The sequence below is a fragment of the Streptomyces sp. NPDC045695 genome, assembly GCF_056432025.1.
On the sequence record NZ_JBWKJU010000002.1, the window covers coordinates 316229 to 341446 of the forward strand.

The window sequence follows — 25218 nt, forward strand, 5'->3', positions numbered from 1 at the left end:
TGCGCCACGCGGTCCCGCCATCCGTGCACCACCCGCTTCGTGCCATCCGTGCGCCACGCGGTCCCGCCGTCCGGGCACCACCCGCTCCGCGCCATCCGGGCACCATCCGGGCACGCCGCATCGGCCACCCCTCCCGTACTCTCGACCTCATGTCGCTCTACGCCGCGTACGCCGGCAACCTCGACCCGCGGCTGATGACGCGCCGCGCCCCCCATTCGCCGCTGCGCGGCACGGGCTGGATCAACGACTGGCGGCTGACCTTCGGCGGCGAGCAGATGGGCTGGGAGGGCGCGCTCGCCACGATCGTCGAAGCCCCGCGCCACCAGGTCTTCGTCGCCCTGTACGACATCGCGCCGCTGGACGAGGACTCGATGGACCGCTGGGAGGGCGTCGGGCTCGACATCTACCGGCGCATGCGGGTGCGCGTGCACACGCTGGACGGCGAGGAAGCCGCCTGGTGCTACGTACTCAACGGTTACGAGGGCGGCCTGCCCTCGGCGCGCTACCTGGGCGAGATCGCCGACGCCGCCGAATCCGCCGGCGCCCCGCACGATTACGTGATGGAGCTGCGCAAGCGCCCCTGCTGAGCGCTCCGGCCCCGCCCCACGGGTCCCGTACGCCCCTTCGCACCCGCCGGGACGATTCGGCGGAAACGACAAGGCAACGATCCGAACACCGTGAGCTGCGCCATCTACGCGCGTAGGCCGAGAGCGGCTACGCTCTTCCGCGTGAACGCATCTGTTACCGACCCCTTCGCCGACGCCGCAGCCGCAGCGGCCCGACTGCGCGAGCTGACCGGCGCGGAAACCCACGACGTCGCCCTCGTCATGGGCTCCGGCTGGGCTCCCGCCGCAGAGGCGCTCGGCGCGCCCGAGGCCGAGTTCCCGGTCACCGAGCTGCCCGGCTTCCCGCCCCCCGCCGTCGAGGGCCACGGCGGCAAGATCCGCTCGTACAAGATCGGCGACAAGCGTGCGCTGCTCTTCCTCGGCCGGACCCACTACTACGAGGGCCGCGGCGTCGCCGCCGTCGCCCACGGCGTGCGCACCGCCGTCGCCGCCGGCTGCAAGACCGTCGTCCTGACCAACGGCTGCGGCGGTCTGCGCGAGGGCATGAAGCCCGGCCAGCCGGTGCTGATCAGCGACCACCTCAACCTCACGGCCACCTCGCCGATCGTCGGCGCTAACTTCGTGGACCTCACCGACCTCTACTCGCCGCGCCTGCGCGCGATGTGCAAGGAGATCGACGAGACCCTCGAAGAGGGCGTCTACGTGCAGTTCCCCGGCCCGCACTACGAGACCCCGGCCGAGATCAACATGATCCGCGTCATGGGCGCCGACCTGGTCGGCATGTCCACCGTGCTGGAGGCCATCGCCGCCCGCGAGGCCGGCGCCGAGGTGCTCGGCATCTCCCTGGTCACCAACCTGGCGGCGGGCATCTCCGGCGAGCCCCTGAACCACGAAGAGGTGCTCCAGGCCGGCCGTGACTCGGCCGCGCGCATGGGCACGCTGCTGACCCAGGTCCTCGCCCGCATCTGAGGCATCGGCACCGTACGAGAGACAAGGCGGAAGTAGTGCAGGAACAGGACGACCTGATCACCCGGGCCCAGGCCTGGCTGGCGGAGGACCCGGACCCGCAGACCGCGGCCGAGCTCGCCGCGCTCATCGAGGCGGGCGACACGGCGGAACTCGCGGACCGTTTCTCCGGCACCCTGCAGTTCGGCACCGCCGGCCTGCGCGGCGAGATCGGCGCGGGCCCGATGCGGATGAACCGCAGCGTGGTCATCCGGGCCGCGGCGGGCCTCGCGGCCTACCTCAAGGCCCAGGGCCACGACGGCGGCCTGGTCGTCGTCGGCTACGACGCGCGCTACAAGTCGCTGGACTTCGCCCGCGACACCGCGGCCGTCATGACGGGCGCCGGGCTGCGCGCGGCCGTCCTGCCCCGCCCGCTGCCGACGCCCGTCCTCGCGTACGCCATAAGGCACCTGGGCGCCGTCGCCGGCGTCGAGGTGACCGCGAGCCACAACCCGCCCCGGGACAACGGCTACAAGGTCTACCTCGGCGACGGCTCGCAGATCGTCTCCCCGGCGGACGCCGAGATCGCCGGGCACATCGCCCGCGTCGGCACGCTCGCGTCCGTCCCCCGTCCGGCGGACGGCTGGCTGCAGCTCGACGAAGAGGTCCTGGAGGCCTACCTGGCCCGTACGGACGCCGTCCTGACCCCCGGGTCCCCCCGGGGTGTGCGGACCGTCTACACGGCCATGCACGGCGTCGGCAAGGAGGTCGTCATGGCGGCCTTCGCCCGGGCCGGCTTCCCGGCCCCGGTCCTGGTGGCCGAGCAGGCGGAGCCGGACCCGGCCTTCCCGACGGTGGCCTTCCCCAACCCGGAGGAGCCGGGCGCGATGGACCTGGCCTTCGCGAAGGCCGCCGAGGTCCAGCCGGACATCGTGATCGCGAACGACCCGGACGCGGACCGCTGCGCGGTGGCGGTTCCCGACGACGGCGGCTGGCGGATGCTGCGCGGCGACGAGGTCGGCGCGCTGCTGGCGGCGCACCTGGTCCGCAAGGGCGCGCGGGGCACCTTCGCGGAGTCCATCGTCTCCTCCAGCCTCCTGGGCCGGATCGCGGAGGCCGCGGGCCTGCCGTACGAGGAGACCCTCACGGGCTTCAAGTGGATCTCCCGCGTACAGGGCCTGCGCTACGGCTACGAGGAGGCGCTCGGCTACTGCGTGGACCCCGAGGGCGTCCGCGACAAGGACGGGGTCACCGCCGCCCTGCTGGTGGCAGAACTGGCCTCGGAGCTCAAGGAGCAGGGCCGCGCGCTGACCGACCTGCTGGACGACCTGGCGATGGCCCACGGCCTGCACGCCACCGACCAGCTGTCGGTCCGCGTCTCGGACCTGTCGGTCATCGCCTCGGCGATGGCCGCGCTGCGCGCGCAGCCCCCGACCTCCCTGGCGGGCCTGCGCGTCACTTCCGCGGAGGACCTGTCGGTCGGCTCGGCCGCCCTGCCCCCGACGGACGGCCTGCGCTACTACCTGGACGGCGACTACAAGGCCCGGGTGATCGTCCGCCCGTCGGGCACGGAGCCGAAGCTGAAGTGCTACCTGGAGGTGGTGGTCCCGGTCCCCGAGGCCTCCGAGCTCACCTCCTGCCGCGCCCGCGGCCAGGAGATCCTGGACGCGATCAAAAAGGACCTCGCAGCAGCCGCCGGCATCTGATCCCCCGGCGCCCCCGGACGGCCCGGCCCTGGCGGCCTCCCGCCTCGGCCGGCCGCGCCGGACTCGGTCCGTCGGCCCCCCGAGCCCCGTCCGGCCCGGGGGGCCGTCGCCGCTGCGCAGCCGCTGCGCACGGATGCCCCGCCCGATGAACCCGGGCGGGGCATCTCTCGTCATGTCGACGCTCCCCGAACCGCGGAAGCGGCGTCGAGGGGGTACCGCCCGTCAGGAGCTGCCCCGCGGGCGGACGATCTCGCCGAGGGTCGCCACCGACTCCGGGCGTGAGCGCACCGCCTCCGTGCACTCCCACGCCCGCGGCGGGTCCTCGTCCGGGCCGCCCAGGACCACCGGGCCGCGTCCCTTCGCCACCGCCTCGTTGCCCGCCAGCGTGCACACCAGCTGCGACAGCGCCACCGGCGGCAGGTCCTCCGGCTTGCGGCTGAGCCGCACCGTGCCCGCCGGGTCGCCGGACCGGGGCGCGACCGCCGCCAGTCCGTCCGGAACCCCGGTCGTGAAGCCCGCGTCCCGTTCCTCCGCGCTCGTCGGCCGCTCCAGCGCCTCCAGCAGCGCCTGCGCGACCAGCGCCACGGGGTCGCGCAGAGCCTTCTTCTCGGGCAGCGGAATCACTCGCTCCACACCCACCAGCTGCGAGCCGCAGACCAGTTCCACCGTGGCCCGCAGGCCCTGCGCCCCGCCCTGCCCGCCGGGCTGGGCCGGGGTGTCGCAGGACACCCGGGACGGCGCCGGGCCCACGTCCACCGGCACGGTCGTCGCCCGGATCCCGCACCCCGACGTCGCGCACAGCGCGACCGAGACGAGCGCGACCAGGACGGCCGGCCGAGCCCTACGCATCGCCGTCACCCGCGATCACCTTCCCCACGTCCACCGGCAGCCGCAGCGTGAACAGCGCACCGCCGCCCGCCACGTTCGCCGCGGTGATGTCGCCGCCGTGGATGTGCGCGTTCTCCATGGCGATCGACAGGCCCAGCCCGCTCCCGTCCGACTTCGGCCGTGACGCGCTCGCCTTGTAGAAGCGGTCGAAGACGTGGGGGAGCACCTCCTCGGGAATGCCCGGACCGTTGTCCTGGACCGCGATCACCAGCCACTCCCCCTCCACGGCCACCGACACCCGCACGGGCGAGCCGCCGTGCTTGAGCGCGTTGCCGATCAGGTTCGCGAGGATGACGTCGAGACGGCGCGGGTCGAGCCGGGCCACGATGCCCCGCTCGGCGTCGAGTTCGACCGCGTCGAGCCAGGCGCGCGCGTCGATGCAGGCCGTGACCTGGTCGGCGACGTTCACGTCGTCCAGCACCAGCCGGGCCGTTCCCGCGTCGAAGCGGGTGACCTCCATCAGGTTCTCCACCAGGTCGTTGAGGCGCCGGGTCTCGCTGACGACCAGCGCCACCGCTGGTGCGATCATCGGATCGAGGTCGTCGACCTCCTCCTCCAGCACCTCGGACACCGCCGTCAGAGCGGTCAGCGGCGTGCGCAGTTCGTGCGACATGTCCGCGACGAAGCGCCGGCTCGCCTCCTCCCGCGCGCTCATGTCGGCGACCTTCTTCTCCAGCGCTTCCGCCGTTTTGTTGAAGGTGTGCGACAGATCGGCGAGTTCGTCGGTCCCCGAGACGTCCAGCCGGTGGTCCAGTTCGCCCTCGCCGAGGCGCCGCGCCGCGTCACCGAGCCGCTGCACGGGCTTGAGCACGGTCCTGGCCGCCGCCTGCGCGAGCAGCGCGGAGCCGAGCAGCGCGAGGCCGGTCGCGATCGTCAGCGACCAGGCGAGCGCGTTGAGGTCGTCCCGCTCCTGGGCGAGCGACTTGTACATGTAGCCGGTCGGCCCGCCGCCCACGATCCGCGTCCCGCCGACCAGGTACGGGTTGCCGCGCGGCTTCGTCCGCTGCCAGTACACGTGGTACTCGGAGTCGTTGGCCGAGGTCGTCTTCTGCCGGTCGTTCACCGCGTCCTGCAGGGACTTCGGTACGTCGGCCAGCCCGAAGGAGTCGGGTCCGGCCGCGCCGAACAGCGGGCGCTTGTCCTTGCCCTCGTGGACCAGCAGCACGCTGTAGCCGGGGCTGCTGCCCGCCATCAGCTCGGCGGTGCGCTGCAGTTCCTCCGGCGTGGGGTCGCCGGGCAGCGCGGCGGCCCGGTTCTGCATCTCCTGCCGGAAGTCGCCGAGCGCGGCGTCCTGGGTACGGGTGAGGACCGCCTCGCGGTTGAGCCAGTACGCGATCCCGGACGCGGACACCGCCGCCGTCAGGGCCACCAGCGCGAAGACGAAGAGGAGCCGCAGCCGCAGGCTGGTCCAGCGCCGGCCCGCGAGCAACGCGCGGATCACTGCGGGGAGTCCAGGCGGTAGCCGACGCCCCGGACGGTACGGATCAGGGTGGGCGAGGACGGCACGTCCTCGACCTTGGCCCGCAGCCGCTGCACGCAGGCGTCGACGAGCCGCGAGTCACCGAGGTAGTCGTGCTCCCACACCAGGCGCAGCAACTGCTGGCGCGACAGCGCCTGCCCGGGCCGGCGGCTCAGTTCGAGCAGCAGCCGCAGCTCGGTCGGGGTGAGCTGGAGGTCCTCGCCGTTCTTGGTCACCGTCATGGCGGCCCGGTCGATGACGAGGGAGCCGAAGCTGGCGGAGTCGCTCGACTCGCGCTCGCCGCGGCGCAGCACGGCCCGGATGCGGGCGTCGAGGACCCGGCCCTGGACGGGCTTGACCACGTAGTCGTCGGCCCCGGACTCCAGGCCCACGACAACATCGATGTCGTCGCTGCGCGCGGTGAGCAGGATGATCGGCAGCTGGTCGGTGCGGCGGATCCTCCGGCACACCTCGAAGCCGTCGATCCCGGGCAGCATCACGTCCAGCACGATCAGATCCGGCCGCTGCTCGCGGAGCAGTTTCAGGCCGTCCTCGCCCGTCGCCGCAGTGGCCACACGGTGACCCTGGCGGGACAGGGAGAGTTCGAGGGCCGTGCGGATGGCGTCGTCGTCCTCGATCAGCAACAGGAAGGGCACGGGCTCATTCTGTCCCATCGGCCGTCCGGAGTTCGACCGTCAGAAGGACGCGATCTTTACGGAGATCTCACACGGGTCGCTGTGACAGGCCTGTGACAGTCGACGGACACCCCGGTTAAGTCCGCCGGGCAGGCTTCTGTCAACGCACAACGGACCGAAGCAGACACACTCCACGACGGGGGGCGCGAGATGAACACGCTGCACAGCACCACCACCAGCGCGATTGTCACGCGGCTGCACGATGTGAACCGCCGGGCGGGTGTCCGTACGGTGGCGGTCGCCCGTCCCCGGCCGGCCCACGTCGTAGCCATTGACGCAAACCAGTACCAGGCGGTTCCCGCACAGTCCGCGCAGTCCGGACAGTCCGCGCCGTCCACCACCCCGTCGGCCACGTCCGAGGCGGAGTTCACGGCGTACGTCCAGGAGCGCCGGGCCGCCCTGTACGCCACGGCCTTCCACCTCACCGGCGACCGTTACGAAGCCGAGGACCTGCTGCAGAGCGCGCTGTTCTCCACGTACCGCGCCTGGGACAGGATCAGCGACAAGGCGGCCGTCGGCGGCTACCTGCGTCGCACCATGACCAACCTGCACATCAGCGCGTGGCGGCGGCGCAAGCTGAACGAGTACCCGACGGAGGAGCTGCCGGAGACGGTCTCCGACACGGACGCGATGCGCGGTACGGAACTGCGCGCGGTGCTGTGGCAGGCGCTGGCCCGCATCCCGGAGCCGCAGCGCACGATGCTGGTGTTGCGTTACTACGAGGGCCGCACCGACCCGGAGATCGCGGAGATCCTCGGGATCAGCGTCGGCACGGTGAAGTCGAGCATCTGGCGCTCGCTGCGGCGCCTGCGGGACGACGAGGCGCTGAGCTTCGGCGCCGACGAGGCGGAGTCCTTCGAGGAGCTCGTCGCCTGACGGACCAATGGCCGGGGGGCCGTCCCGCGGGGGTGGGACGGTGGCCATGGGGGGAGAAGCGCGGGATCGGTCGGCCGGGGGTCCGACTGGTCCCGCGCTTCGGCGTGTACGGGTGCCGCGCTTTCGGGTGCGCGGGTCCGGCGCGCCGCCGCCGGACCCCCTAAGCCGCCGCGGCCGTGCGGTGGCGGCCCGCCGCAGCGGCGGCCAGGCGGCCCAGCGCCTCGTCGCGGCCGCAGGCGTGCGCGCCGAGCGCGACGTGGCGGGCCACGATGCCCCGTTCGGCGCGCATCAGCCGCCAGCCCCTGCGCAGCAGGAACGGCACCGACTTGCGGCCCTCGCGCAGATCACGGGCCAGGCGCCGCCGGAAGGTGGTCGACGGCCGCCCGCGCAGGCAGATGGCGTCGGCGAGCAGCCCCAGCTCCCGGCACCGGGCCACGATGTCCGCGGCGAAGATCCCCTCCGCGATGAACAGCGGCGTGCGGGGGGTGCGGGCGATGTCCAGCGCCTCCGTGCCCGTGCGGGAGCTGGTCGCGATGTCGTAGACCGGGACCTCGGTGCGGCCCGTGCGGCACAGCTCGGCGATGGCCGCGACGGCGACGTCCGCGTCCCACGACCCCGGCGAGTCCCAGTCGATGTCGGAACTGCCCGCGACCGTCGGGAGGGTGGGGTCGTCGCCTTCCTTGTAGAAGTCGTCGAGGCGCAGCACGGGCAGCCCGGAACGGGCGGCCAGCGAGGATTTTCCGGATCCCGACGGACCGGTCAGCAGGACGACGCGGGTCGGCGAAGGAGAAGAACAGCTCACGGGACACCAGTCTGAACCATTCCCCCGGGTAGGGGATCCTCCCGGTGACCGGTTGGTATCCAGGATCACACCTCCACTACGCTGCGTGCGCACGCGACTACGACCTCAGGCGGGAACCCCATGGCACGTCACGCAGCCCCTTCCGTACCGAACCGGCTCCGCAGCGCGGGCCTGACGGTCTCGATGGCCGGCGCGGCCCTGGCGCTCGCCGCCGGCGGTGCGCAGGCCGCTGAACTCGATGTCCCGGCGGCCCTCGCGGGCGTCACGGACCCGATCGCGAACCTGAAGGTGAATCCGCTGGCCCACACCGGCGTGGACCCGCTCGACAACGGCGTGGCCACCAAGGTCGCGGACTTCCCCGCGGTCGGTACCGGCATGGTCACGGGCGTCCTGACCCAGGGGCCGTCGGTCGGCGAGCTGCCCACCGCCGCGGTCACCTCACTGCTCGGGCCGGTGCTCCCCCAGTAGCAGCGGACACGAGAAGGCCCCGACAGCGCGGGGGGACGGCTGTCGGGGCCGGTCTCTGGAGGGCGCTCCGCGCCCCCTCGGCGGGTCCTAGTAGGAGGACCCGCCCGCGCCCAGCGAACCCGTGGGGTGCCAGACGGTCTTCGTCTCCAGGAACGCCGTCATCCGGGACGTGCCCGGGTCGGCGGTCCAGTCGTCCACAGGCTGTGGACGCAGGACGCGCTTGAGGTTGTCCGCCGCGGCGATCTCCAGCTCCTTGGCCAGCGCGGTGTCCGCGCCCGCCAGGTCGATCGCGTTGACGTCCTGGTGGGACGCGAGGTGCGGGCCCATCTCGGAGGCCTTGCCGGACAGGATGTTGACCACGCCGCCGGGCAGGTCGGAGGTGGCCAGCACCTCGCCCAGGGAGAGGGCGGGGAGCGGGGACTTCTCGCTCGCGACGACCACGGCCGTGTTGCCGGTCGCGATCACCGGGGCGATCACCGAGATCAGGCCCAGGAAGGACGAGCCCTGCGGGGCGACGACCGTGACGACACCGGTCGGCTCGGGGGTGGAGAGGTTGAAGAACGGCCCCGCGACCGGGTTGGCCCCGCCCACGATCTGGCCGATCTTGTCGGTCCAGCCCGCGTACCAGACCCAGCGGTCGATGGCCGCGTCGACGACGGCGCCGGCCTTGGACTTGGACAGGCCCTCGGCCTCGCCGACCTCGCGGACGAACTGCTCGCGGCGGCCCTCCAGCATCTCGGCGATGCGGTAGAGGATCTGCCCGCGGTTGTACGCGGTCGCGCCCGACCAGCCGCCGAAGGCCTTGCGGGCCGCGACGACCGCGTCCCGCGCGTCCTTGCGCGACGACAGCGGGGCGTTGGCCAGCCAGTTGCCCTTTGAGTCCGTCACCTCGTACACCCGGCCGCTCTCGGAGCGGGGGAACTTGCCCCCGACGTACAGCTTGTAGGTCTTGAAGACGTTCAGACGCGTGGTCGTCTCAGACATCGAGGTAGCCCTCCAGGCCGTGGCGACCGCCCTCGCGGCCGAAGCCCGACTCCTTGTATCCGCCGAAGGGCGAGGTCGGGTCGAACTTGTTGAACGTGTTGGCCCACACCACACCCGCGCGGAGCTGGTTCGCGACCGCGAGGATGCGCGAGCCCTTCTCCGTCCAGATGCCGGCGGACAGGCCGTACTGGCTGTTGTTGGCCTTGGCCACGGCCTCGTCGGGCGTGCGGAAGGTCAGTACGGACAGCACCGGGCCGAAGATCTCGTCGCGGGCGACGGTGTGCGCCTGGGTGACGTTCGTGAAGAGCGTCGGGGCGAACCAGTAGCCGGCGGACGGCAGCTCGCACGCCGGGGACCAGCGCTCGGCGCCCTCCGCCTCGCCGGTCTCGGCGAGCGCGGTGATCCGGGCGAGCTGCTCGGCGGAGTTGATCGCGCCGATGTCGGTGTTCTTGTCGAGCGGGTCGCCCAGGCGCAGCGTGGAGAGGCGGCGCTTGAGCGAGTCCAGCAGCTCGTCGTGGATCGACTCCTGGACCAGCAGGCGCGAGCCCGCGCAGCAGACCTGGCCCTGGTTGAAGAAGATGCCCGTGACGATGCCCTCGACGGCCTGGTCGATGGGCGCGTCGTCGAAGACGATGTTGGCGCCCTTGCCGCCCAGCTCCAGCGTGACCTTCTTGTCGGTGCCGGCGACCTGGCGGGCGATGGCCTTGCCGACCGCCGTCGAGCCGGTGAAGGCGACCTTGTTGACGTCCGGGTGCTCGACGAGGGCCGCGCCCGCGTCGCCGTAGCCGGTGAGGATGTTGACGACACCCTTGGGCAGGCCCGCCTGGCGGCAGATGTCCGCGAAGAACAGGGCGGAGAGCGGGGTCGTCTCGGCGGGCTTGAGCACGACCGTGTTGCCGGTGGCGAGCGCCGGGGCGATCTTCCACGCGAGCATCAGGAGCGGGAAGTTCCAGGGGATGACCTGGCCGGCCACGCCGAGCGGGCGCGGGTTCGGGCCGTAGCCCGCGTGGTCGAGCTTGTCGGCCCAGCCCGCGTAGTAGAAGAAGTGCGCGGCGACCAGCGGGAGGTCCGCGTCGCGGGTCTCCTTGATCGGCTTGCCGTTGTCCAGGGTCTCCAGGACGGCCAGCTCGCGGCTGCGCTCCTGGATGATCCGGGCGATGCGGAAGAGGTACTTGGCGCGCTCGGAGCCCGGCAGCGCGGACCACTTCTCGAAGGCCTTGCGGGCGGCCCTGACGGCCCGGTCCACGTCGGCGGCGCCCGCCTGGGCGACCTCGGCCAGGACTTCCTCGGACGACGGGGAGACGGTCTTGAAGACCTTGCCGTCGGCGGCGTCGGTGAACTCGCCGTCGATGAAGAGCCCGTAGGAGGGGGCGATGTCGACGACCGAGCGGGACTCGGGAGCCGGTGCGTACTCGAAGAGGGATGCCATGGTGATCAGTCCACCGTCACGTAGTCGGGACCGGAGTAACGGCCGGTGCTCAGCTTCTGGCGCTGCATCAACAGGTCGTTGAGCAGGCTGGAGGCTCCGAAGCGGAACCAGTGGTTGCTCAGCCAGTCCTCGCCCACGGTCTCGTTGACCACGACCAGGAACTTGATCGCGTCCTTGGTGGTGCGGATGCCGCCGGCCGGCTTCACGCCGATCTGGATTCCAGTCTGCGCCTTGAAGTCGCGGACGGCTTCGAGCATGAGCAGCGTGTTCGCCGGGGTGGCGTTGACGCCCACCTTGCCGGTCGACGTCTTGATGAAGTCGGCGCCCGCGAGCATGCCGATCCAGGAGGCGCGGCGGATGTTGTCGTAGGTCGACAGCTCGCCGGTCTCGAAGATGACCTTCAGGCGGGCGGCGCTGCCGTCCTCGCGGACGCAGGCCTCCTTGATCGCCTTGATCAGCTCGTAGGTCTCCAGGTAGCGGCCGGCGAGGAAGGCTCCACGGTCGATGACCATGTCGATCTCGTCGGCTCCGGCGGCGACGGCGTCACGGGTGTCCGCGAGCTTCACGGGCAGGGCGGCGCGGCCGGCCGGGAAGGCGGTGGCGACGGAGGCGACCTTGACGTCGGCGCCGTTCAGCGCGGCCTTCGCGGTGGCCACCATGTCGGGATAGACACAGACGGCGGCCGTCATCGGGGTCGTGCGGTCGGTCGGATCGGGGTGGACGGCCTTGGCGGACAGCGCCCGGACCTTGCCCGGGGTGTCCGCGCCTTCCAGCGTCGTCAGGTCGATCATCGAGATGGCCAGGTCGATGGCGTACGCCTTGGCCGTCGTCTTGATCGAACGGGTGCCGAGGGAGGCCGCGCGGGCCTCCAGGCCGACTGCGTCTACGCCGGGCAGCCCGTGCAGGAAGCGGCGCAGCGCACTGTCGGACGTCGTCACGTCAGCGAATGCGGTGAGGGTGGTGGGCATGGTCACCAGATGAGCATATCTACGCGCGTAGCGACCTGTCACCCCCCTCGTTCGTTCCGGTGCGGAATCGACACCTCCGATGGCCGTTACACGTCCATGACAGGAGGGCGATCATCCACAGGTACAAGATCAATAGATTTCTTCCCAGCAGCCCGCCGGAAGCTCATCCGGACGAAATCCCGACAGAGAAAAACGCGGCATGCGGCTCTCCTCCCCTTCCGAGACCTGCTGTCCAGGAGTCGTTATGCGTACCGCCCTCCGTGCATCCCTCGCCGCCGCCGTCCTCGCCGGTGCGCTCCTCGCCCCCGCCGCGGGCGCCGCGTACGCCGCCACAGCCACCACCTCAGCCACCTCAGCCACTGCCGCCACCGCCGGCCCGCAGTCCGTGCCGGTCGCCCCGGAGACCGACCCCGACCGCTTCACCGGGACGCCGGTCTACATCGGTGAGGGCCTGGTCGCGGTGCTGCGCAACAAGGCGGAGGGTCCGGAGGCCTGGATCCGCGCCGTCGGGCCGGACTGGAAGCCGGGCGACCACTACATGTTCCGCGTGCTGGCCACGCTGAGCCGCATGAACCTCACGCAGACGGTGAACGGCCTGGAGCTGGAGCTCACCAAGGGGAACACCACCGCCCCGGTCCTCACGGTCACCCAGGACGGCGCCACCAGGTCCTTCCCGCTGCCGGTGGCCGGCGGGGGCGGCGACCAGGGAGCCGCGTGCGTCTCCGGCACCGTCCGGCTCGCCCTCGGCGGCGGCCTGCTCGGCGACCTGCGCACCACCCCCGACGGGCCGGAGGTGCAGCTGGTCGACGGCGCGACCGGGAACGCGTACAAGAAGCTGACCCGCACCAGCCCCGCGCTGGAGAAGGGCGACCGCACCGGGGCCCGCATCGTGAACCCCGGCTCGGCCGAGCCGCAGCTGCGCTACGACACCCCCGGCGGGCAGTCCCCCGTGGAGACCGCGCGCTTCCCGGAGCTGCCCGAGGGCTGCAGGTTCACCTACGCCTTCAAGGACGAGGCCCCGGTCGCGCAGCCGACCGCCGGGCCGACCGCCGAGCCCTCCGCCTCCACCGTCCCCAGCGCCCCGAAGGCGCAGACGGCCGGTCAGACCACCGTCGTCCCCCGGGGCGGGGTCGCCGCGGGCGCCGAGCTCCCCGCCGAGGACCGCGACGACACCATGACGGCCCTCGCCGGCACCGGCCTCGTCGCGATCTTCGCGGGCCTCGGAGCGGCCCTGCTGCTGCGCCGCCGCCCCGGCGCCCAGCGCTGAGTCGGCCCCGGCGCCGGCGCCGACGCCGAGCCGAAGCCGCCCGCGCCTTCCCGTCCCACCCCCGGCGGGCCACCTTCGCGGTGGCCCGCCGGGGCCCGTTCCCGGAGCATCCCATGGCCCCCCGCGTACGCCCCCTGCTCGCCGCCGCCCTGCTCTCGGCCGCCCTGACCGGCTGCGGCGGGGCCGCGGCCCCCGTCCCGCCCGCGGACCCGGCCACCGCCACGGCCCCCACCCCGCCCGCGGCCCCGCCCGCCGTCACGCCCACGACCGCGCCGGCCCCCGTACCGGCCGCGCCGCTGCCCGCCTCCGCGCCCGTGCGCGTACGGATCCCGGCGGCCGGGGTGGACACCTCCCCGGTGCTGCGGCTGGGGCTGACCGGCGACGGCGCCGTCGAGGTGCCCTCCGTGGCCGACGGGGACAAGATCGGCTGGTACACCAAGGGCGTGACGCCCGGTGAGACCGGTCCCGCCGTGCTGATCGGCCACTTCGACACCGCCCGCGGCCCGGCCGTGCTCAAGGACGTGTCGCGCGTGCGCACCGGCGCGGAGATCTCGGTCTCCCGGGCGGACGGCACCACGGCCGTCTTCCGCGTCCGCGAGCTGGAGCAGGTGGCGAAGAAGGACTTCCCCACCGCCAAGGTGTACGGGGACACCGCCCGCCCCGAGCTGCGCGTCATCACCTGCGGCGGCGAGATCAGGGACGGCCACCGGCCGGACAACATCATCTTGTACGCCGATCTCGTGGGCTGAGACGGCGTGGGGCAGAATCGACCCCATGAGCAGCCAGCAGCAGCCGACCGATGAGCCGGTCTACGACGACCGCGTCTACCGCTCCTCCATGGGCGTCGTCTCGGGGGTACTGCTGCTCGCGCTGACCGCCTGGCTCTGCGGTGACGCCGTGCTGCGGGGCTCCGGTGGCACACCGTGGATCGCGCTGTCGACGGCGCTGCTCGCCGTACCGCTGATCGTGGCCTTCACCATCCGGCCCGCCGTGTTCGCCAATGACGACCGCATGCGCGTGCGCAACCCCTTCCGGATCATCGAGCTGCCCTGGGCGGCCGTGGACGCGGTCCGCGCCGGGTACTCGGCGGAGGTGCTGGCCGAGGGCTCGAAGTACCAGCTGTGGTCGGTGCCCGTCTCACTGCGGGAGCGCAAGAAGGCGAACCGGCAGCGGCTGAAGGCCAACCGGAGCCAGAGCGTCCCGGGCGAGAGGCGGGTCGCCCCGCCGGAGCCGCAGCGGGCCAGCGCGGACCGGATCGTGGACCAGCTCCAGGAACTGGCCGAGCGCGGCGCCTCGCGGGCCGGCGCCCAGGGCAGCGTCCGCGTGAGCTGGTCGTACGAGATCATCGCGCCCGCCCTGATCGGCGCGCTGCTCCTGATCGTGCTGCTCTCCACCCGCTGACCTGGGCCGTCTTCGCGTCGAGTGCGCCCCGCCACACCGCCCGCGAGGGCGGAACCAGCGCTACCGGGTGGTGCGTCCTCGCAGGTGTGCAGCGCAATGAGGCCGGCGGAAGCGCCGCCACCGCCACCGCCGTCCACCTTCGTCTGCGACTCATGGCCGGGGCCGTGCTGGTCGCCCATCTCCTGGTCGTCGGGTGGCTGACTCTGCGGCCGCTCGACGTGCCCTGGGCCGCGGCGGCCAATCTGACTCCCCTGGAGGGGATCCGGACCGACCTGGCCCAGGGGCCGCTGGAGGCCGTCCGGCGCATCAGCGAGGGTCTGGCGCTGCTGGCCCCGCTCGGGGTGCTGCTGCCGATGGTCAGCGGGCGGCTCGCCCTGTCGACGCTGTCCGCGTGGGCCTCGCTGGCCCGGACCGCCGCCGCGGGCGCGCTGGTCTCGCTGAGCATCGCGATGCTCCAGACCGGCGTCCCCGGCCAGGTCGTGGACGTGGACTCGGTGCTGCTGAACACGCTCGGCGTGCTCCTCGCGCACGCGGCCGTCGTCCCCGCCCTGCGGGCCCGGCTGCGGCGTTCACGTGCGGCTTATCAGGGGAGCACCCCGAGGATTTCCAGGGTCGGGCTCGGCCCGTGGACCGACGTCCTCTCAGCGGTCCAGCGGGAGTATTGAGATATCGCGAGGCCGTGCAGGTCTTACCGGCGATTCCCGATTCCCGATGAAGGAGAACCTCATGAGCGCCATTGTCCGCCCCCGTGACGGCCGCTGGATCGGTGGAGTCTGCGCCGCACTGGCCAAGCGGTTCGGTATCTCCGCGAACACGATGCGCGCCATTTTCGTCGTCTCGTGCCTGCTGCCCGGCCCGCAGTTCCTGATCTACATAGCCCTGTGGGTGCTGCTGCCGAACGAGAAGCCCGTCTCCACGGCCTGGTGAGCGGCGGCCGCCCCGTGGAGGGCGGCGGGACCGGTCAGCCACCCGTCGGACCCGGTCAGCCGGCCTTGCGGACCTTGTCCAGCTGCTTGTCGGTGACCTCCTGCGGCACCCGGGTCTTCTGCTCGGCCGCCGCCACATTGAGGGCCATCAGCCGCACGACGGTGTCGCCCTCGCGCACGACGACCAGGTGGACGTGGGCCGAGACGCCCTCGGCGACCGCCGTCGTGGTCCAGCTGACGCTCTCGTCGCCGGCCGTGCGGTAGTCGGTGGCCCGCACCTCGCGGTAGCTGCCGGTCTGCTTCTCGACGGTGGCCGAGAAGCCCGAACCGCAGGCGGCGACGGCCTTCTTGAGCCGGGACATCAGCGCCTTGGCGTCACTTTCGGCGTAGGAGCTGACGGAGGCGGAGACGGCGAGTCCCACCTGCTTCTGGGAGCCGACGCCCCGGTTGACGGTCTCGCGCGCGGCCGGGTCCGGCTTGTCGCCCATGATGTCGGCCAGGGGCTGGCAGGCCTTCTTGTCCGCCTGCGGCTGGCCGTCGGGGGCGTTGGGGTTCTTGCCCTGGGCGGAGATCTGGTAGCCGGGCAGGTCGCCCTGTTCCAGCGCGGACCGCTCCAGCTTGCTACCGCCGGTCTTCGGCGCGGCCGGTCCGGGTGATCCGGATGCCGCCGGGGCGCCGGGCACGCCGGAGGCCCGGTCCGCGGAGCCCTGGGGGTCCGGGTCCTTGCCGCTGGCGGGGGTGTCCGCACCGCCGCATCCCACGGCCGCGCACAGCAGGGCGGGGACCAGTGCGACCATCGTCGCTCGTACCTTCATGCGCATGACCGAGAACCTCATACCCAGTGCTGTAGCGGCAGTTGGTCGTGATCGTGGCACACGGCACGACGTGGCGCCCACCCGTTCGAAGGGGTGTGCGCCACGTGTGCACGCGTACGTTTTCCCGTACGAGGTCGCGTACGGATCAGCCGCCGAGGTTGCTCAGCGGCAGACCGCCGACCAGGCTGGTCACCGGGGCGAGGGCGGCGGCCGGGTCGCTCGACTCCTGGCCGTCCTGGCTCACCTGCTGCTGGCTGGTGACACCCTGGAGGGCGCCCGTGGCCTGGCCCAGCACGTCGGTGACTCCGATGGCGGGGACGGCGGCCGAAGCGGTACCGGCGGCAACGGCGGCGAAGGCGGCGCCGAGAACGGCGACACCGAGGGTCTTGGCAGCTGACTGCTTCATGAAAACGTGTCCTTGCGACGGGGAATTGAGCGGCTCCGCAAACTAGTCACTTCAAACCCCCGCCCGCAAACATCATTAAATACGAGAAAGCGCCCGGGAATTGCCTCTCCCGGACGCTTTCAGTACGCGATGCTTTGGCCTACGCCGAAACAGAACCGCTGGTGGAAGCGGTCTGCTGGAACAGCCACTCCGACTTCAGCTCCGCATAACCGGGCTTGATGACCTCGTTGATCATGGCCAGTCGTTCATCGAAAGGAATGAACGCGGACTTCATCGCATTGACGGTGAACCACTGCATGTCGTCCAGCGTGTAGCCGAAGGTGTCCACCAGGTGCTCGAACTCGCGGCTCATGCTGGTGCCGCTCATCAGGCGGTTGTCGGTGTTGACCGTGAGCCTGAAGTGCAGCTTGCGCAGCAGACCGATCGGATGCTCGGCGTACGAGGCGGCAGCGGCGGTCTGCAGGTTCGAGGTCGGGCACATCTCCAGGGGGATGCGCTTGTCCCGGACGTACGAGGCCAGGCGGCCCAGCTTCACCGAACCGTCGGCCGCGACCTCGATGTCGTCAATGATCTTCACACCGTGGCCGAGGCGGTCGGCGCCGCACCACTGCAGGGCCTGCCAGATCGACGGCAGGCCGAAGGCCTCGCCCGCGTGGATGGTGAAGTGGTTGTTCTCCCGCTTGAGGTACTCGAAGGCGTCGAGGTGGCGGGTGGGAGGGAAACCGGCCTCGGCGCCGGCGATGTCGAAGCCGACCACGCCGTTGTCGCGGTAGCGGTTGGCCAGCTCCGCGATCTCCAGGGCGCGGGCGGCGTGGCGCATCGCGGTCAGCAGGGCGCCGACGCGGATGCGGTTGCCGTTGGTCCGCGCGCGGCGCTCGCCCTCGCGGAAGCCCTCGTTGACCGCCTCGACGACCTCTTCGAGGCTCAGGCCGCCTTCGAGGTGCTGCTCGGGCGCGTAGCGGATCTCGGCGTACACCACGCCGTCCTCGGCCAGGTCCTGGGCGCACTCGGAGGCCACGCGGAAGAGGGCCTCCTTGCTCTGCATGACGGCGCAGGTGTGCGCGAACGTCTCCAGGTAGCGCGGGAGGGAACCGGAGTCGGCGGCTTCGCGGAACCAGATGCCGAGCTTGTCGGCCTCGGTCTCGGGAAGGTTCTCGTAGCCGGCCTTGTGCGCCAGCTCGATGATGGTCCCGGGGCGCAGTCCACCGTCGAGGTGGTCGTGCAGGAGCACCTTCGGGGAGCGGCGGATCTGATCCGGGGTGGGCAGGTTGGGGGTCTCGCTCGTCATCTGCGCACTCTAACTCCTACGCGCGTAGAGCGGGCACCGGCCGCGAGCGCCGATATGTAACAGAGACCGCACGGACCCATGGCGTACACCTCCGGGTCTGAGACTGTTCCGCCATGGCACAGCATGCGCCGCCGGCGCGCGGGACCCGCCTGGGGCGGGCGGCCGGCGCGAACGGCTCGGTATCGACGGTCAGTGGTGTGGTGCTCCTGCTCCCCGGGGCGTCCCGATGGTCCCCCGGTCCGGTGCGCCCGCTCGCGCGGGCGCTGGTCCGGGCCGGCGGGACGGACGGACTGGTCACGCACCACGTCATCCACGGCGGGGGTTCTTCCCGCGAGGAGGAGGCGGGGTGGGCGGCGGACGAGGCGGTGCGACGGTACGGCGACGTGCCGGTGTGCCTGGCCGGCTTCGGCGCGGGGGGCCTGGCCGCACTGCGGGCGGCGGGCCATACCGCCGTCACCTCGGTCCTGGCGCTGGCACCTTGCCTGGAGGAGCGGGGCACGGCGGACTCCCCTGAACCGGTGAAACAGCTGTCGGGACGGCAGGTGCTGATCGTGCACGGCACCAACGACGCGCGCAGCGACCCGGAGTCCTCCTTCCGGCTGGCGGCGCGGGCGAAGAAGGCGAATCGTTCGACCTGCCGGTTCGAGGTGCATTCGGACGGGCACGGGCTGCGCGAGCACCAGGCGGAAGTGGTGGCGCTGTCCGTCGACTTCGTCATGGGGGCGGTGTTCTCGGGCCGGTACTCGCGGCCGGTGACGGACGCCCTGGCCGCGCCGCCTCCGCTCGGCCTGCGGATGCCCCTGGCCTCGGGGTTCGGCAGGTCGCTGCGCGGGTGAGTCCCGGGCCCCGCGCGTACAGTGAGAACGAGGACTCGGGGCCCTTCACTCCCGGAGGCGATGCATCATGTCCGGACTGGTGTCCAGGAGCTTCGACCAGGCCGACGAGACGCGGCCGTTCGCGGACGGCAAGGGCAGGCTGGACCTGCTGGGGACGAGCGGCGGCGCGGGCGTGGGGCGTTCCGTATTCGAGCCCGGCTGGAAGTGGTCGGAGCACGTCAAGCCGCTGGCCGGTACGGACAGCTGCCGGGCGAACCACACGGGGTACGTGGTGAGCGGCCGCATGAAGGTCGTCATGGACGACGGGGAGAGCACCGAACTGGAGCCCGGCGACTTCATGCGGGTGCCGCCCGGGCACGACGCCTGGGTGCTGGGCGACGAGCCCTGCGTGATCGTGGACTGGACCGGATTCGCCGACTACGCGAAGCCGGCGGGCTGACGCGGGCCACCGGGCCGGGGCGGGTCGCAGAGCGCGGGTAGCGGGTCGCGGGTCCATCCTGGGTCTCGGTGGTCGCGCCGGATCCGTCCGCGCCCACCGCTCCGCCCCCGCTCGGTCGGAGGGCATCGGTGGATCGGGCGCGACCACCAGGTCCGCCCCGTGCAGCCACTGTGCCGGTTCGGTGGCGGCCCACAGCGCCATCTGAGGCGTCGTCTTGCCGCCTTGCGGGAACACGAGGGGTTTACGAACAGCCACAGATTGGGACGAATGGGCACATGCCAGCCGAGGGAGTCGATCACGCGGGGGCGGCGGGGGCAGTCGGGACGGCCGGGGCAGCCGGGAAGGCCGCGGCAGCCGGGAAGGCCGCGGCGGCCGGGGAGCTGAGCGCCGCGGCCCGGCGCCTCTACGCGTACGCCGTCGAGCGGCACGCCTTCGACACGGCCGAGGCGACCTGCGCCCTGGGGGCGTGCGCGGCCGCCGCGATCGCGGAGCTGACCGCGGCGCACTTGCTCCAGCGGGCGCCCGACGGCTGCCCGGACCGGTGGAGCGCCGTCGCGCCCCGGGCCGCGGCGGCCCGGGCCCTGGCCCCGCTGGCCCTGCTCGTACGGGAGACCCATGACGAGATGGACCGCCTGCGCGGGCGGCTGGAGGCGCTGGTGCCCGCGTACGAGGCGGGGAGCGCGCACCGGGACCTGAGGGGCTCGGGGCGGCTGGAGCTGGTTACGGAACTGGGCGTCGTACGGGGACTGATCGCGGAGTTGGTCGCCTCGTGCGAGAAGGAGATGCTGACCTCGCAGCCCGGCGGCGGCCGGCCGCTGGAGACGCTGGAGGAGTCGATCGGGCGCGACGAGTCGCTGCTGGCGCGCGGGGTCCGGATGCGGACGATCTACCAGCACACGGCGCGCTACTCGCGGCCCACGGCGGCGTACGTCGAGCGGGTGACGGCCTTGGGCGCCCAGGTACGGACGCTGGGCGACGGGCTGATGCGCATGCTGGTCTTCGACGGCCACACGGGGGTCATGGCGGCGGCGGACCACAGCGGGGCGGCGCTGGTGGTGCGGGAGCCCAACGTCGTGCACTTCATGACGGAGGCCTTCGAGCGTTCCTGGCTGGGGGCCGAGCCCTTCCCGACCTCGGTGAGCCCGGAGGCGGCGCGGTCGCTCTCGGACGAGCTGCGGCAGACGATCGTCCGGCTGCTGTCGGAGGGGCTGGAGGACCGGGTCATCGCGCGGCGCCTGGGCATGTCGGAGCGGACCTGTCAGCGGCACATCGCCGAGATCATGCGCGCGGTCGGCGCCAAGTCCCGTTTCCAGGCGGGCTACTTGCTGGCGCCGCCGCCGGCCACACCGGACGCGCCGGCCACACCGGACGCCCCGGACGCCCTGCCGGACGTCTAGAGCTCCGGAATCAGGGAGCCTCTGCGGGACAGCAGGAAGCGTTTGAACGCCGCCACCGGTGGAGTGTCGGGATGGCCGTCGAGCCAGGCGACGCCGATCTCGCGGGCGGCGCGCGGAGCCGTGACCGTCAGCTCGACCACCCCGGGGCGGGCCACGGCCGGGGGCGGCAGGAGCGCCACCCCGAGGCCGGCGGCGACCAGGCCGCGCAGGGTTTCGGCCTCCTCGCCCTCGAAGGCGACGCGGGGGGTGAACCCGGCCTCCGCGCACAGGTCGTCGGTGATGCGGCGCAGGCCGTAGCCGGCCTCCAGGGTGACGAAGGCCTCCTCCGCGGCCTCCGCGAGGCGGATGCGCTTGCGCCCCGCGAGGCGGTGGTCCTCGGGGACGACCAGGCGCAGGCGCTGTTCGTCGAGGCGGCGGGCGACGAGGTCGGGGGCGTCGGGGAGCGGTGAGGTGAGGCAGAGGTCGAGCTCGCCCGCCCGGAGCTTCTCGAGCATGGCCTCGCCGTAGTTCTGGACCAGGGAGAAGCGCACGCGCGGGTGGTCGGCCCGGAAGGCGCGGATGAGGCCGGGCACGGTCTCGGATCCGAGGGTGTGCAGGAAGCCGAAGGCGACCTTCCCCAAGGCGGGATCGGCGTCCATCTGGACGGATTCGGCGGCGCGGGCGATCTGGTCGAGGGCCTGTTCCGTGGAGGCCAGGAAGGTGCGGCCCGCCGTGGTGAGGGCGACGGTGCGGCCCTTGCGGGCGAACAGCGTGACGCCCAGGTCCTCTTCGAGGCGGACCATGGCCCGCGACAGGGTGGACTGGGGGACGCCCAGTTCGTGCGCGGCGCGGGTGACGTGCTCGTGCCGGGCGACGGCCGCGAAGTACGCGAGGCGCGGGGCCAGCACACGTGTCACGGACAAGTCTTCTTCGTAACGGTTCATCGACATGCGCCGCCCTGAGCTGTGCTGATGCGTGAGTGGATCGATTATCGCGAATCCGTGCATTGGACGCATCAAAAAGGCGCACCTAGGGTTTCACCCATGCCTCCCGCTCATACCGGGGCACCCGTCACCACGGGTGCCTCCCCCTTGTCGTCCCTGGACTCCTCCCCCGAGGGCCGGGAGCCCGGCCGTCCCGGCTACCGCCGGATGAGCCTCGCGCTCTTCGCCGCCGGACTCGCGACCTTCGCGCTCCTCTACTCCACCCAGGCGCTGCTGCCCGCGATCTCCGACGGCTTCGGGGTGACGGCGGGTCAGGCCAGCTGGACGGTGTCCGCGGCCACCGGCGCGCTCGCCCTGTTCGTCCTGCCGCTCAGCGCCCTGTCCGAGCGGTTCGGACGTACCCGGATGATGACCTGGTCGATCGTGGTGGCCGTGGGCGTCGCGCTGGTGATCCCCCTCGCGCCGAACCTGGAGTGGCTCATCGCGCTGCGCGCCGTCCAGGGCGCGGCGATCGCCGGTATCCCGGCCTCCGCGATGGCGTACCTGGCGGAGGAGGTCAAGCCGAAGGCCCTGGTGGGTGCGATCGGCCTGTTCGTGGCGGGGAACTCCATCGGCGGCATGAGCGGCCGCATCGTCACCGGCTGGGCTGCGCAGCTCGGGGGCTGGCGGGCCGGTCTGGGCGCCGTCGCGCTGATGTCGCTGGCCTGCGCGGCGGCCTTCCTCGTGCTGCTGCCCCGGGCGCGGTTCTTCCGGCCCGCGTCGCTGAACCCGCGCGCGGTGGGACGTACCGTCCGCGGTCACCTGCGCGATCCGCTGCTGCTGCGGCTGTACGGGATCGGCGCCCTGTTCATGACCGTCTTCGGGGCGGTGTACACCGTCATCGGCTACCGCCTCGTGGACGAGCCGTTCTCGCTCGGGCAGGGCGTGGTCGGGTCGATCTTCCTGATCTACCTGGTCGGTACGGTCTCCTCCGCGGCCGCCGGCCGGCTGGTGGCCCGCACGGGGCGGCGCGGCGCGCTGTACCTGGCCGTCACCACCACGGCGCTGGGGCTGCTGCTGTCACTGGCCGAGTCCCTGGCGGCGGTCCTGGCCGGGCTCGTCCTGATCACGGCGGGCTTCTTCGCCGGGCACGCGGTGGCCTCCGCCGCGGTGAGCCGGACGGCGAAGACGGGCCGGGCGCAGGCCTCGGCGCTCTACCAGTCGGCGTACTACCTCGGCTCCAGCGCCGGCGGCACCCTGGGCGCCCTGGCGTACCACGGGGCGGGTTGGGCGGCCACGGTCGCCATCGCGCTGCTGGCGGTGCTCGGGGTCGTGGCGATCACCCTGTACGGGTCTCATGCGGCGCGGGCGGAGCGGGCACCGGAGGCGCGGCGGCGGATGCCGTCGCGGGCGATGGTCGCGCGCTGACGAAATCTACGCTCGCCGTCCACGCGGACCCCGCTCGCTTTCCGGGCATGCAACACCGGGAAGACGCCGTGCGCACAGGGGAGGACCGGATGGGGACACCGATGAGGACGCGGATGAGGACGCGGGCGCGGACGACGCGCGGGCGAAGTAAGCGGCCGACGGTGGTGTGGAGCGGGGTGGCGGCGCTGGCGCTGGCCCTGCCGATGGTGGTCGTGGCGGGCGAGCCGGCGCGGGCCGCCTCCTGCAACCTGACCACGGGCCCCTACCAGCGGCAGGTGGAGCAGTTCCTGGGGCGGCCCGCGGACGGCAGGCAGTCGGCGGCCGACTGCGCGGCCGTCAGGGCGTTCCAGTCGAGCCACGGGATCGCCCCGGCCCAGGGGTACGCCGGGCCGCTGACCTGGCAGACGATGAGCACGATCCTGGCCCAGCGGGCGGCGGGCACCACCCCGAACAAGGGGGGCGACTGCCCCACGAACCGCGGGCGGATCGCCTGCGTCGACCTGACGCGGCAGCTCAGCTGGATCCAGGACGGCGCCGCGCTGGCGTACGGCCCGGTCCCGGTCCGCACCGGCAAGCAGGGCACGCCGACCCGGACCGGCCTGAAGAAGATCTACTACCGCAGCATCGACCACTGGTCGACGATCTACGACGTCCCGATGCCCTACGCGCAGTTCTTCGACGGCGGCATCGCCTTCCACTCGACCGCCAAGAGCATGTGGAACCCGCCCGGTTCGGGCGGCTGCGTCAACATGCGGCCCGCCGACGCCAAGGCCTACTGGAGCATGCTGGGCAAGGGCGAGGACGTCTACGTCTACGGGCGCAAGCCCGGGACCTGAGGGCCGGCGGGTTCAGAGGGGCGAGCCGGCGGGAGCCCGCTCGGGCTCCGCGTGCAGGCGGTCCAACCTCCGCAGGCTGGCCCGGCGTTGTACGAGGGACAGCCCGGCCACCGCCGCTCCGAGGACCAGCCAGCCCGCCGGGCCGGCGGTCATCACGGCGCCGGTGAGCAGCAGCGGGCCCGCGGACTTCTGGACCGACTGGGCCATGCCGGCCACGCCGAGGTACGAGGCGCGCGCCTCGCGGGGTGCGAGGCGGACCGCCAGTTCCCAGGAGCTCACCGACCGCATCAGCTCCGCGGCGGTGCCCAGCACCGCTGCGGCGAGCAGGGCCGCCGAGGCGGCCCAGACCCCTCCCCCGGCGGCCGCGGCCAGCAGGACGCAGCAGGCGAGGGTCGTCAGCCCGTACCAGGCGACGGCTCCCGTCGCCCGGCGGGCGCCCTGGACCCTGGCCGACACGCGCAGTTGGAGGGCGACGACGAGCACGGTGTTGATGACCAGGAAGGCGGGGATGAGGGCGTGGGGCGCGGTGGTGTGGCTCACCAGCCACAGCGGCAGGCCGACGCTGAGGATCGAGTCGTCCAGGTTCATCGGGACGTCCAGCAGGACGAACCGGAGGTAGCCGCGGTCGCGCCAGGGGCTCGGCCCGTCCGGGACGGCCGGCGCCGCCCCGGACGTCGGGTCGCCCGGGGCCGTGGGGTCCTGTTCCTCGTCGGTGGGCGGCGCGACCACGAGCCCGCGGCCGCGCGGCTCGCGGGTGCGCCACACCAGGGCCGCGGCCGCCAGGAAGGACAGCGCGTTGGCCAGGATCAGGACGTGGTAGGCGCCCCGGGTCCCGACGGCGAGGCCGATCGCGGCGAGGCCCGCGCCGAGGGCGTAGCCGGCGTTCGCCGAACTGCGCGACAACGCCTGGTAGGTGGCGCGCCGCTCGCCCGCGACCCTCGTGGCGAAGAGCATCTCCAGGGTCTTGGCCGCCCGGTCTCCCAGGTGGGTGAGGGCGAACACGGGCAGCAGCAGGTGGAATTCGGTGACCACCAGCAGGGCGCAGAGGGTGCCCAGGCGGAGCAGGTGGCAGCCGATCAGCAGGGCGCGCACGGGGAACCGGTCGGCGAGGTGACCCGCGAGAGGTGATCCGGCGATGCCCGCCACGCCGGCCGCGCCCAGCAGCAGGCCGAGCCGGCCGGCGTCGAGTCCGACGATGAAGGTGAAGTAGAGGACGCTGGACGCGGCCCATACGCCCGTACCCGCGCGGTCCAGGGCCTGCGCGAGCAGCATGATCCGCGCGTCGCGGCCCCCCGGTGGCCGGCGCAGCTGTGCGATCAGGCCGGGCTCCCCCCGCCGTGCTTTCCGGATCTCCCCGCCGCGCCGCATTCCAGGCCTCCCCATCGCCGCCATGTATCTCGATGTCGAGATACATGGCGGAAGCCTGCCCCAGATCAATCTTGACGTCAAGATACTCGATGTCGACATATCAGCGGCGGCCGGTGCGGCCCG

The 25218-nt window shown here is 72.6% G+C and carries 27 protein-coding genes; 15 read left to right on the forward strand and 12 right to left on the reverse strand.

Features of this window, described 5'->3' with window-relative positions:
* Positions 1-149 precede the first annotated feature (149 nt).
* The 3 genes from AC07DU_RS04535 (at position 150) to AC07DU_RS04545 (ending at position 3217) form a co-directional block, all read left to right on the forward strand.
* The gene (locus tag AC07DU_RS04535) at positions 150-587 is read left to right on the forward strand and encodes a gamma-glutamylcyclotransferase family protein (RefSeq protein ID WP_360897425.1); all 438 of its coding nucleotides are present in this window, start codon (positions 150-152) and stop codon (positions 585-587) included.
* Between the two features lie 141 nt (positions 588-728).
* Positions 729-1535, forward strand: a complete 807-nt coding sequence (locus tag AC07DU_RS04540) for a purine-nucleoside phosphorylase (protein WP_360897423.1) — start codon at positions 729-731, stop codon at positions 1533-1535.
* Between the two features lie 35 nt (positions 1536-1570).
* Positions 1571-3217, forward strand: coding sequence for a phospho-sugar mutase (locus AC07DU_RS04545; RefSeq protein WP_479109586.1), 1647 nt, complete (start codon positions 1571-1573; stop codon positions 3215-3217).
* A gap of 222 nt (positions 3218-3439) precedes the next feature.
* On the opposite strand, the gene AC07DU_RS04550 is transcribed toward AC07DU_RS04545, so the two are convergent.
* From AC07DU_RS04550 to afsQ1, 3 genes are read right to left on the reverse strand one after another with little or no spacing between them, the layout of a single operon-like run.
* Positions 3440-4066 (reverse strand): hypothetical protein, encoded by a 627-nt coding sequence (locus AC07DU_RS04550; protein WP_360897461.1) that lies wholly within the window; start codon positions 4064-4066, stop codon positions 3440-3442.
* Positions 4059-5546: a sensor histidine kinase gene (locus AC07DU_RS04555; RefSeq protein WP_360897419.1), complete on the reverse strand. Its 1488-nt coding sequence runs from the start codon at positions 5544-5546 to the stop codon at positions 4059-4061. The genes AC07DU_RS04550 and AC07DU_RS04555 overlap by 8 nt, the downstream gene beginning before the upstream one ends.
* On the reverse strand, positions 5543-6220 hold the full coding sequence (gene afsQ1 / locus AC07DU_RS04560) for a two-component system response regulator AfsQ1 (RefSeq protein ID WP_063754818.1): 678 nt from the start codon (positions 6218-6220) through the stop codon (positions 5543-5545). The genes AC07DU_RS04555 and afsQ1 overlap by 4 nt, the downstream gene beginning before the upstream one ends.
* 189 nt (positions 6221-6409) lie before the next feature.
* On the opposite strand from afsQ1, the gene AC07DU_RS04565 reads away from it, so the two are divergent.
* On the forward strand, positions 6410-7135 hold the full coding sequence (locus AC07DU_RS04565; protein ID WP_360897416.1) for a SigE family RNA polymerase sigma factor: 726 nt from the start codon (positions 6410-6412) through the stop codon (positions 7133-7135).
* Between the two features lie 160 nt (positions 7136-7295).
* Here AC07DU_RS04565 and AC07DU_RS04570 read toward each other — a convergent pair whose 3' ends face one another.
* Positions 7296-8003, reverse strand: coding sequence for a uridine kinase (locus tag AC07DU_RS04570; RefSeq protein ID WP_479027134.1), 708 nt, complete (start codon positions 8001-8003; stop codon positions 7296-7298).
* 54 nt (positions 8004-8057) lie between these two features.
* On the opposite strand from AC07DU_RS04570, the gene AC07DU_RS04575 reads away from it, so the two are divergent.
* Complete coding sequence (locus AC07DU_RS04575) at positions 8058-8405, forward strand: hypothetical protein (RefSeq protein ID WP_360897414.1); 348 nt, start codon at positions 8058-8060, stop codon at positions 8403-8405.
* 87 nt (positions 8406-8492) lie between these two features.
* Here the strand turns inward: AC07DU_RS04575 and AC07DU_RS04580 are convergent, their stop codons facing one another.
* From AC07DU_RS04580 to deoC, 3 genes are read right to left on the reverse strand one after another with little or no spacing between them, the layout of a single operon-like run.
* Complete coding sequence (locus AC07DU_RS04580) at positions 8493-9389, reverse strand: aldehyde dehydrogenase family protein (RefSeq protein ID WP_479026557.1); 897 nt, start codon at positions 9387-9389, stop codon at positions 8493-8495.
* Positions 9382-10818, reverse strand: coding sequence for an aldehyde dehydrogenase family protein (locus AC07DU_RS04585; protein WP_479026554.1), 1437 nt, complete (start codon positions 10816-10818; stop codon positions 9382-9384). The genes AC07DU_RS04580 and AC07DU_RS04585 overlap by 8 nt, the downstream gene beginning before the upstream one ends.
* 5 nt (positions 10819-10823) lie before the next feature.
* Positions 10824-11786, reverse strand: coding sequence for a deoxyribose-phosphate aldolase (gene deoC / locus AC07DU_RS04590; RefSeq protein WP_479109897.1), 963 nt, complete (start codon positions 11784-11786; stop codon positions 10824-10826).
* Between the two features lie 244 nt (positions 11787-12030).
* Between deoC and AC07DU_RS04595 the strand changes: the two genes are divergently transcribed.
* From AC07DU_RS04595 to AC07DU_RS04615, 5 genes are all read left to right on the forward strand, one after another.
* Positions 12031-13053, forward strand: coding sequence for a hypothetical protein (locus tag AC07DU_RS04595; protein WP_479109588.1), 1023 nt, complete (start codon positions 12031-12033; stop codon positions 13051-13053).
* A gap of 113 nt (positions 13054-13166) precedes the next feature.
* Complete coding sequence (locus AC07DU_RS04600; protein ID WP_479026548.1) at positions 13167-13802, forward strand: class F sortase; 636 nt, start codon at positions 13167-13169, stop codon at positions 13800-13802.
* A 25-nt stretch (positions 13803-13827) separates the two neighbouring features.
* The gene (locus tag AC07DU_RS04605) at positions 13828-14454 is read left to right on the forward strand and encodes a PH domain-containing protein (protein ID WP_360897404.1); all 627 of its coding nucleotides are present in this window, start codon (positions 13828-13830) and stop codon (positions 14452-14454) included.
* Between the two features lie 86 nt (positions 14455-14540).
* A complete protein-coding gene (locus AC07DU_RS04610) occupies positions 14541-15119 on the forward strand; it encodes a VanZ family protein (protein ID WP_453374213.1) in 579 nt (192 codons plus the stop codon).
* A gap of 61 nt (positions 15120-15180) precedes the next feature.
* Positions 15181-15381 carry a PspC domain-containing protein gene (locus AC07DU_RS04615; RefSeq protein ID WP_360897400.1) on the forward strand — a complete coding sequence of 67 codons (201 nt, stop codon included), beginning with the start codon at positions 15181-15183 and terminating at the stop codon, positions 15379-15381.
* Positions 15382-15436: 55 nt separating this feature from the next.
* Here AC07DU_RS04615 and AC07DU_RS04620 read toward each other — a convergent pair whose 3' ends face one another.
* The 3 genes from AC07DU_RS04620 to AC07DU_RS04630 form a co-directional block, all read right to left on the reverse strand.
* Entirely contained in the window at positions 15437-16201 is a 765-nt protein-coding gene (locus AC07DU_RS04620) for a hypothetical protein (protein WP_479026543.1), read from the reverse strand.
* A 139-nt stretch (positions 16202-16340) separates the two neighbouring features.
* A complete protein-coding gene (locus AC07DU_RS04625; protein WP_360897396.1) occupies positions 16341-16601 on the reverse strand; it encodes a hypothetical protein in 261 nt (86 codons plus the stop codon).
* A gap of 139 nt (positions 16602-16740) precedes the next feature.
* Entirely contained in the window at positions 16741-17889 is a 1149-nt protein-coding gene (locus tag AC07DU_RS04630; RefSeq protein ID WP_360897394.1) for an adenosine deaminase, read from the reverse strand.
* A gap of 113 nt (positions 17890-18002) precedes the next feature.
* Between AC07DU_RS04630 and AC07DU_RS04635 the strand changes: the two genes are divergently transcribed.
* The 3 genes from AC07DU_RS04635 (at position 18003) to AC07DU_RS04645 (ending at position 20561) form a co-directional block, all read left to right on the forward strand.
* A complete protein-coding gene (locus tag AC07DU_RS04635; protein ID WP_479109591.1) occupies positions 18003-18725 on the forward strand; it encodes an alpha/beta hydrolase in 723 nt (240 codons plus the stop codon).
* Positions 18726-18792: 67 nt separating this feature from the next.
* A complete protein-coding gene (locus AC07DU_RS04640; RefSeq protein WP_479109593.1) occupies positions 18793-19164 on the forward strand; it encodes a cupin domain-containing protein in 372 nt (123 codons plus the stop codon).
* Between the two features lie 275 nt (positions 19165-19439).
* The gene (locus AC07DU_RS04645) at positions 19440-20561 is read left to right on the forward strand and encodes a helix-turn-helix transcriptional regulator (RefSeq protein ID WP_479109595.1); all 1122 of its coding nucleotides are present in this window, start codon (positions 19440-19442) and stop codon (positions 20559-20561) included.
* Here the strand turns inward: AC07DU_RS04645 and AC07DU_RS04650 are convergent.
* The gene (locus AC07DU_RS04650) at positions 20558-21484 is read right to left on the reverse strand and encodes a LysR family transcriptional regulator (RefSeq protein WP_479027131.1); all 927 of its coding nucleotides are present in this window, start codon (positions 21482-21484) and stop codon (positions 20558-20560) included. The genes AC07DU_RS04645 and AC07DU_RS04650 overlap by 4 nt on opposite strands.
* Before the next feature lie 99 nt (positions 21485-21583).
* Between AC07DU_RS04650 and AC07DU_RS04655 the strand changes: the two genes are divergently transcribed.
* Together AC07DU_RS04655 and AC07DU_RS04660 are read left to right on the forward strand one after the other, a co-directional pair.
* The gene (locus AC07DU_RS04655; RefSeq protein WP_479026534.1) at positions 21584-22891 is read left to right on the forward strand and encodes an MFS transporter; all 1308 of its coding nucleotides are present in this window, start codon (positions 21584-21586) and stop codon (positions 22889-22891) included.
* A 113-nt stretch (positions 22892-23004) separates the two neighbouring features.
* On the forward strand, positions 23005-23727 hold the full coding sequence (locus AC07DU_RS04660; protein WP_479109597.1) for a L,D-transpeptidase family protein: 723 nt from the start codon (positions 23005-23007) through the stop codon (positions 23725-23727).
* A gap of 12 nt (positions 23728-23739) precedes the next feature.
* On the opposite strand, the gene AC07DU_RS04665 is transcribed toward AC07DU_RS04660, so the two are convergent.
* Entirely contained in the window at positions 23740-25095 is a 1356-nt protein-coding gene (locus AC07DU_RS04665; RefSeq protein ID WP_479109599.1) for an MFS transporter, read from the reverse strand.
* Positions 25096-25218 lie beyond the last annotated feature (123 nt).

Excerpts from the sequence above, each read along its gene's own strand:
- AC07DU_RS04535 (WP_360897425.1), top strand. The coding sequence starts at position 150 with ATGTCGCTCTACGCCGCGTACGCCGGCAACCTCGACCCGCGGCTGATG.
- AC07DU_RS04550 (WP_360897461.1), bottom strand. The coding sequence starts at position 4,066 with ATGCGTAGGGCTCGGCCGGCCGTCCTGGTCGCGCTCGTCTCGGTCGCG.
- AC07DU_RS04565 (WP_360897416.1), top strand. The coding sequence starts at position 6,410 with ATGAACACGCTGCACAGCACCACCACCAGCGCGATTGTCACGCGGCTG.
- AC07DU_RS04575 (WP_360897414.1), top strand. The coding sequence starts at position 8,058 with ATGGCACGTCACGCAGCCCCTTCCGTACCGAACCGGCTCCGCAGCGCG.
- AC07DU_RS04580 (WP_479026557.1), bottom strand. The coding sequence starts at position 9,389 with ATGTCTGAGACGACCACGCGTCTGAACGTCTTCAAGACCTACAAGCTG.
- AC07DU_RS04585 (WP_479026554.1), bottom strand. The coding sequence starts at position 10,818 with ATGGCATCCCTCTTCGAGTACGCACCGGCTCCCGAGTCCCGCTCGGTC.
- deoC (WP_479109897.1), bottom strand. The coding sequence starts at position 11,786 with ATGCCCACCACCCTCACCGCATTCGCTGACGTGACGACGTCCGACAGT.
- AC07DU_RS04595 (WP_479109588.1), top strand. The coding sequence starts at position 12,031 with ATGCGTACCGCCCTCCGTGCATCCCTCGCCGCCGCCGTCCTCGCCGGT.
- AC07DU_RS04600 (WP_479026548.1), top strand. The coding sequence starts at position 13,167 with ATGGCCCCCCGCGTACGCCCCCTGCTCGCCGCCGCCCTGCTCTCGGCC.
- AC07DU_RS04605 (WP_360897404.1), top strand. The coding sequence starts at position 13,828 with ATGAGCAGCCAGCAGCAGCCGACCGATGAGCCGGTCTACGACGACCGC.
- AC07DU_RS04615 (WP_360897400.1), top strand. The coding sequence starts at position 15,181 with ATGAGCGCCATTGTCCGCCCCCGTGACGGCCGCTGGATCGGTGGAGTC.
- AC07DU_RS04620 (WP_479026543.1), bottom strand. The coding sequence starts at position 16,201 with ATGCGCATGAAGGTACGAGCGACGATGGTCGCACTGGTCCCCGCCCTG.
- AC07DU_RS04625 (WP_360897396.1), bottom strand. The coding sequence starts at position 16,601 with ATGAAGCAGTCAGCTGCCAAGACCCTCGGTGTCGCCGTTCTCGGCGCC.
- AC07DU_RS04630 (WP_360897394.1), bottom strand. The coding sequence starts at position 17,889 with ATGACGAGCGAGACCCCCAACCTGCCCACCCCGGATCAGATCCGCCGC.
- AC07DU_RS04635 (WP_479109591.1), top strand. The coding sequence starts at position 18,003 with ATGGCACAGCATGCGCCGCCGGCGCGCGGGACCCGCCTGGGGCGGGCG.
- AC07DU_RS04640 (WP_479109593.1), top strand. The coding sequence starts at position 18,793 with ATGTCCGGACTGGTGTCCAGGAGCTTCGACCAGGCCGACGAGACGCGG.
- AC07DU_RS04645 (WP_479109595.1), top strand. The coding sequence starts at position 19,440 with ATGCCAGCCGAGGGAGTCGATCACGCGGGGGCGGCGGGGGCAGTCGGG.
- AC07DU_RS04650 (WP_479027131.1), bottom strand. The coding sequence starts at position 21,484 with ATGAACCGTTACGAAGAAGACTTGTCCGTGACACGTGTGCTGGCCCCG.
- AC07DU_RS04655 (WP_479026534.1), top strand. The coding sequence starts at position 21,584 with ATGCCTCCCGCTCATACCGGGGCACCCGTCACCACGGGTGCCTCCCCC.
- AC07DU_RS04660 (WP_479109597.1), top strand. The coding sequence starts at position 23,005 with ATGAGGACGCGGGCGCGGACGACGCGCGGGCGAAGTAAGCGGCCGACG.
- AC07DU_RS04665 (WP_479109599.1), bottom strand. The coding sequence starts at position 25,095 with ATGCGGCGCGGCGGGGAGATCCGGAAAGCACGGCGGGGGGAGCCCGGC.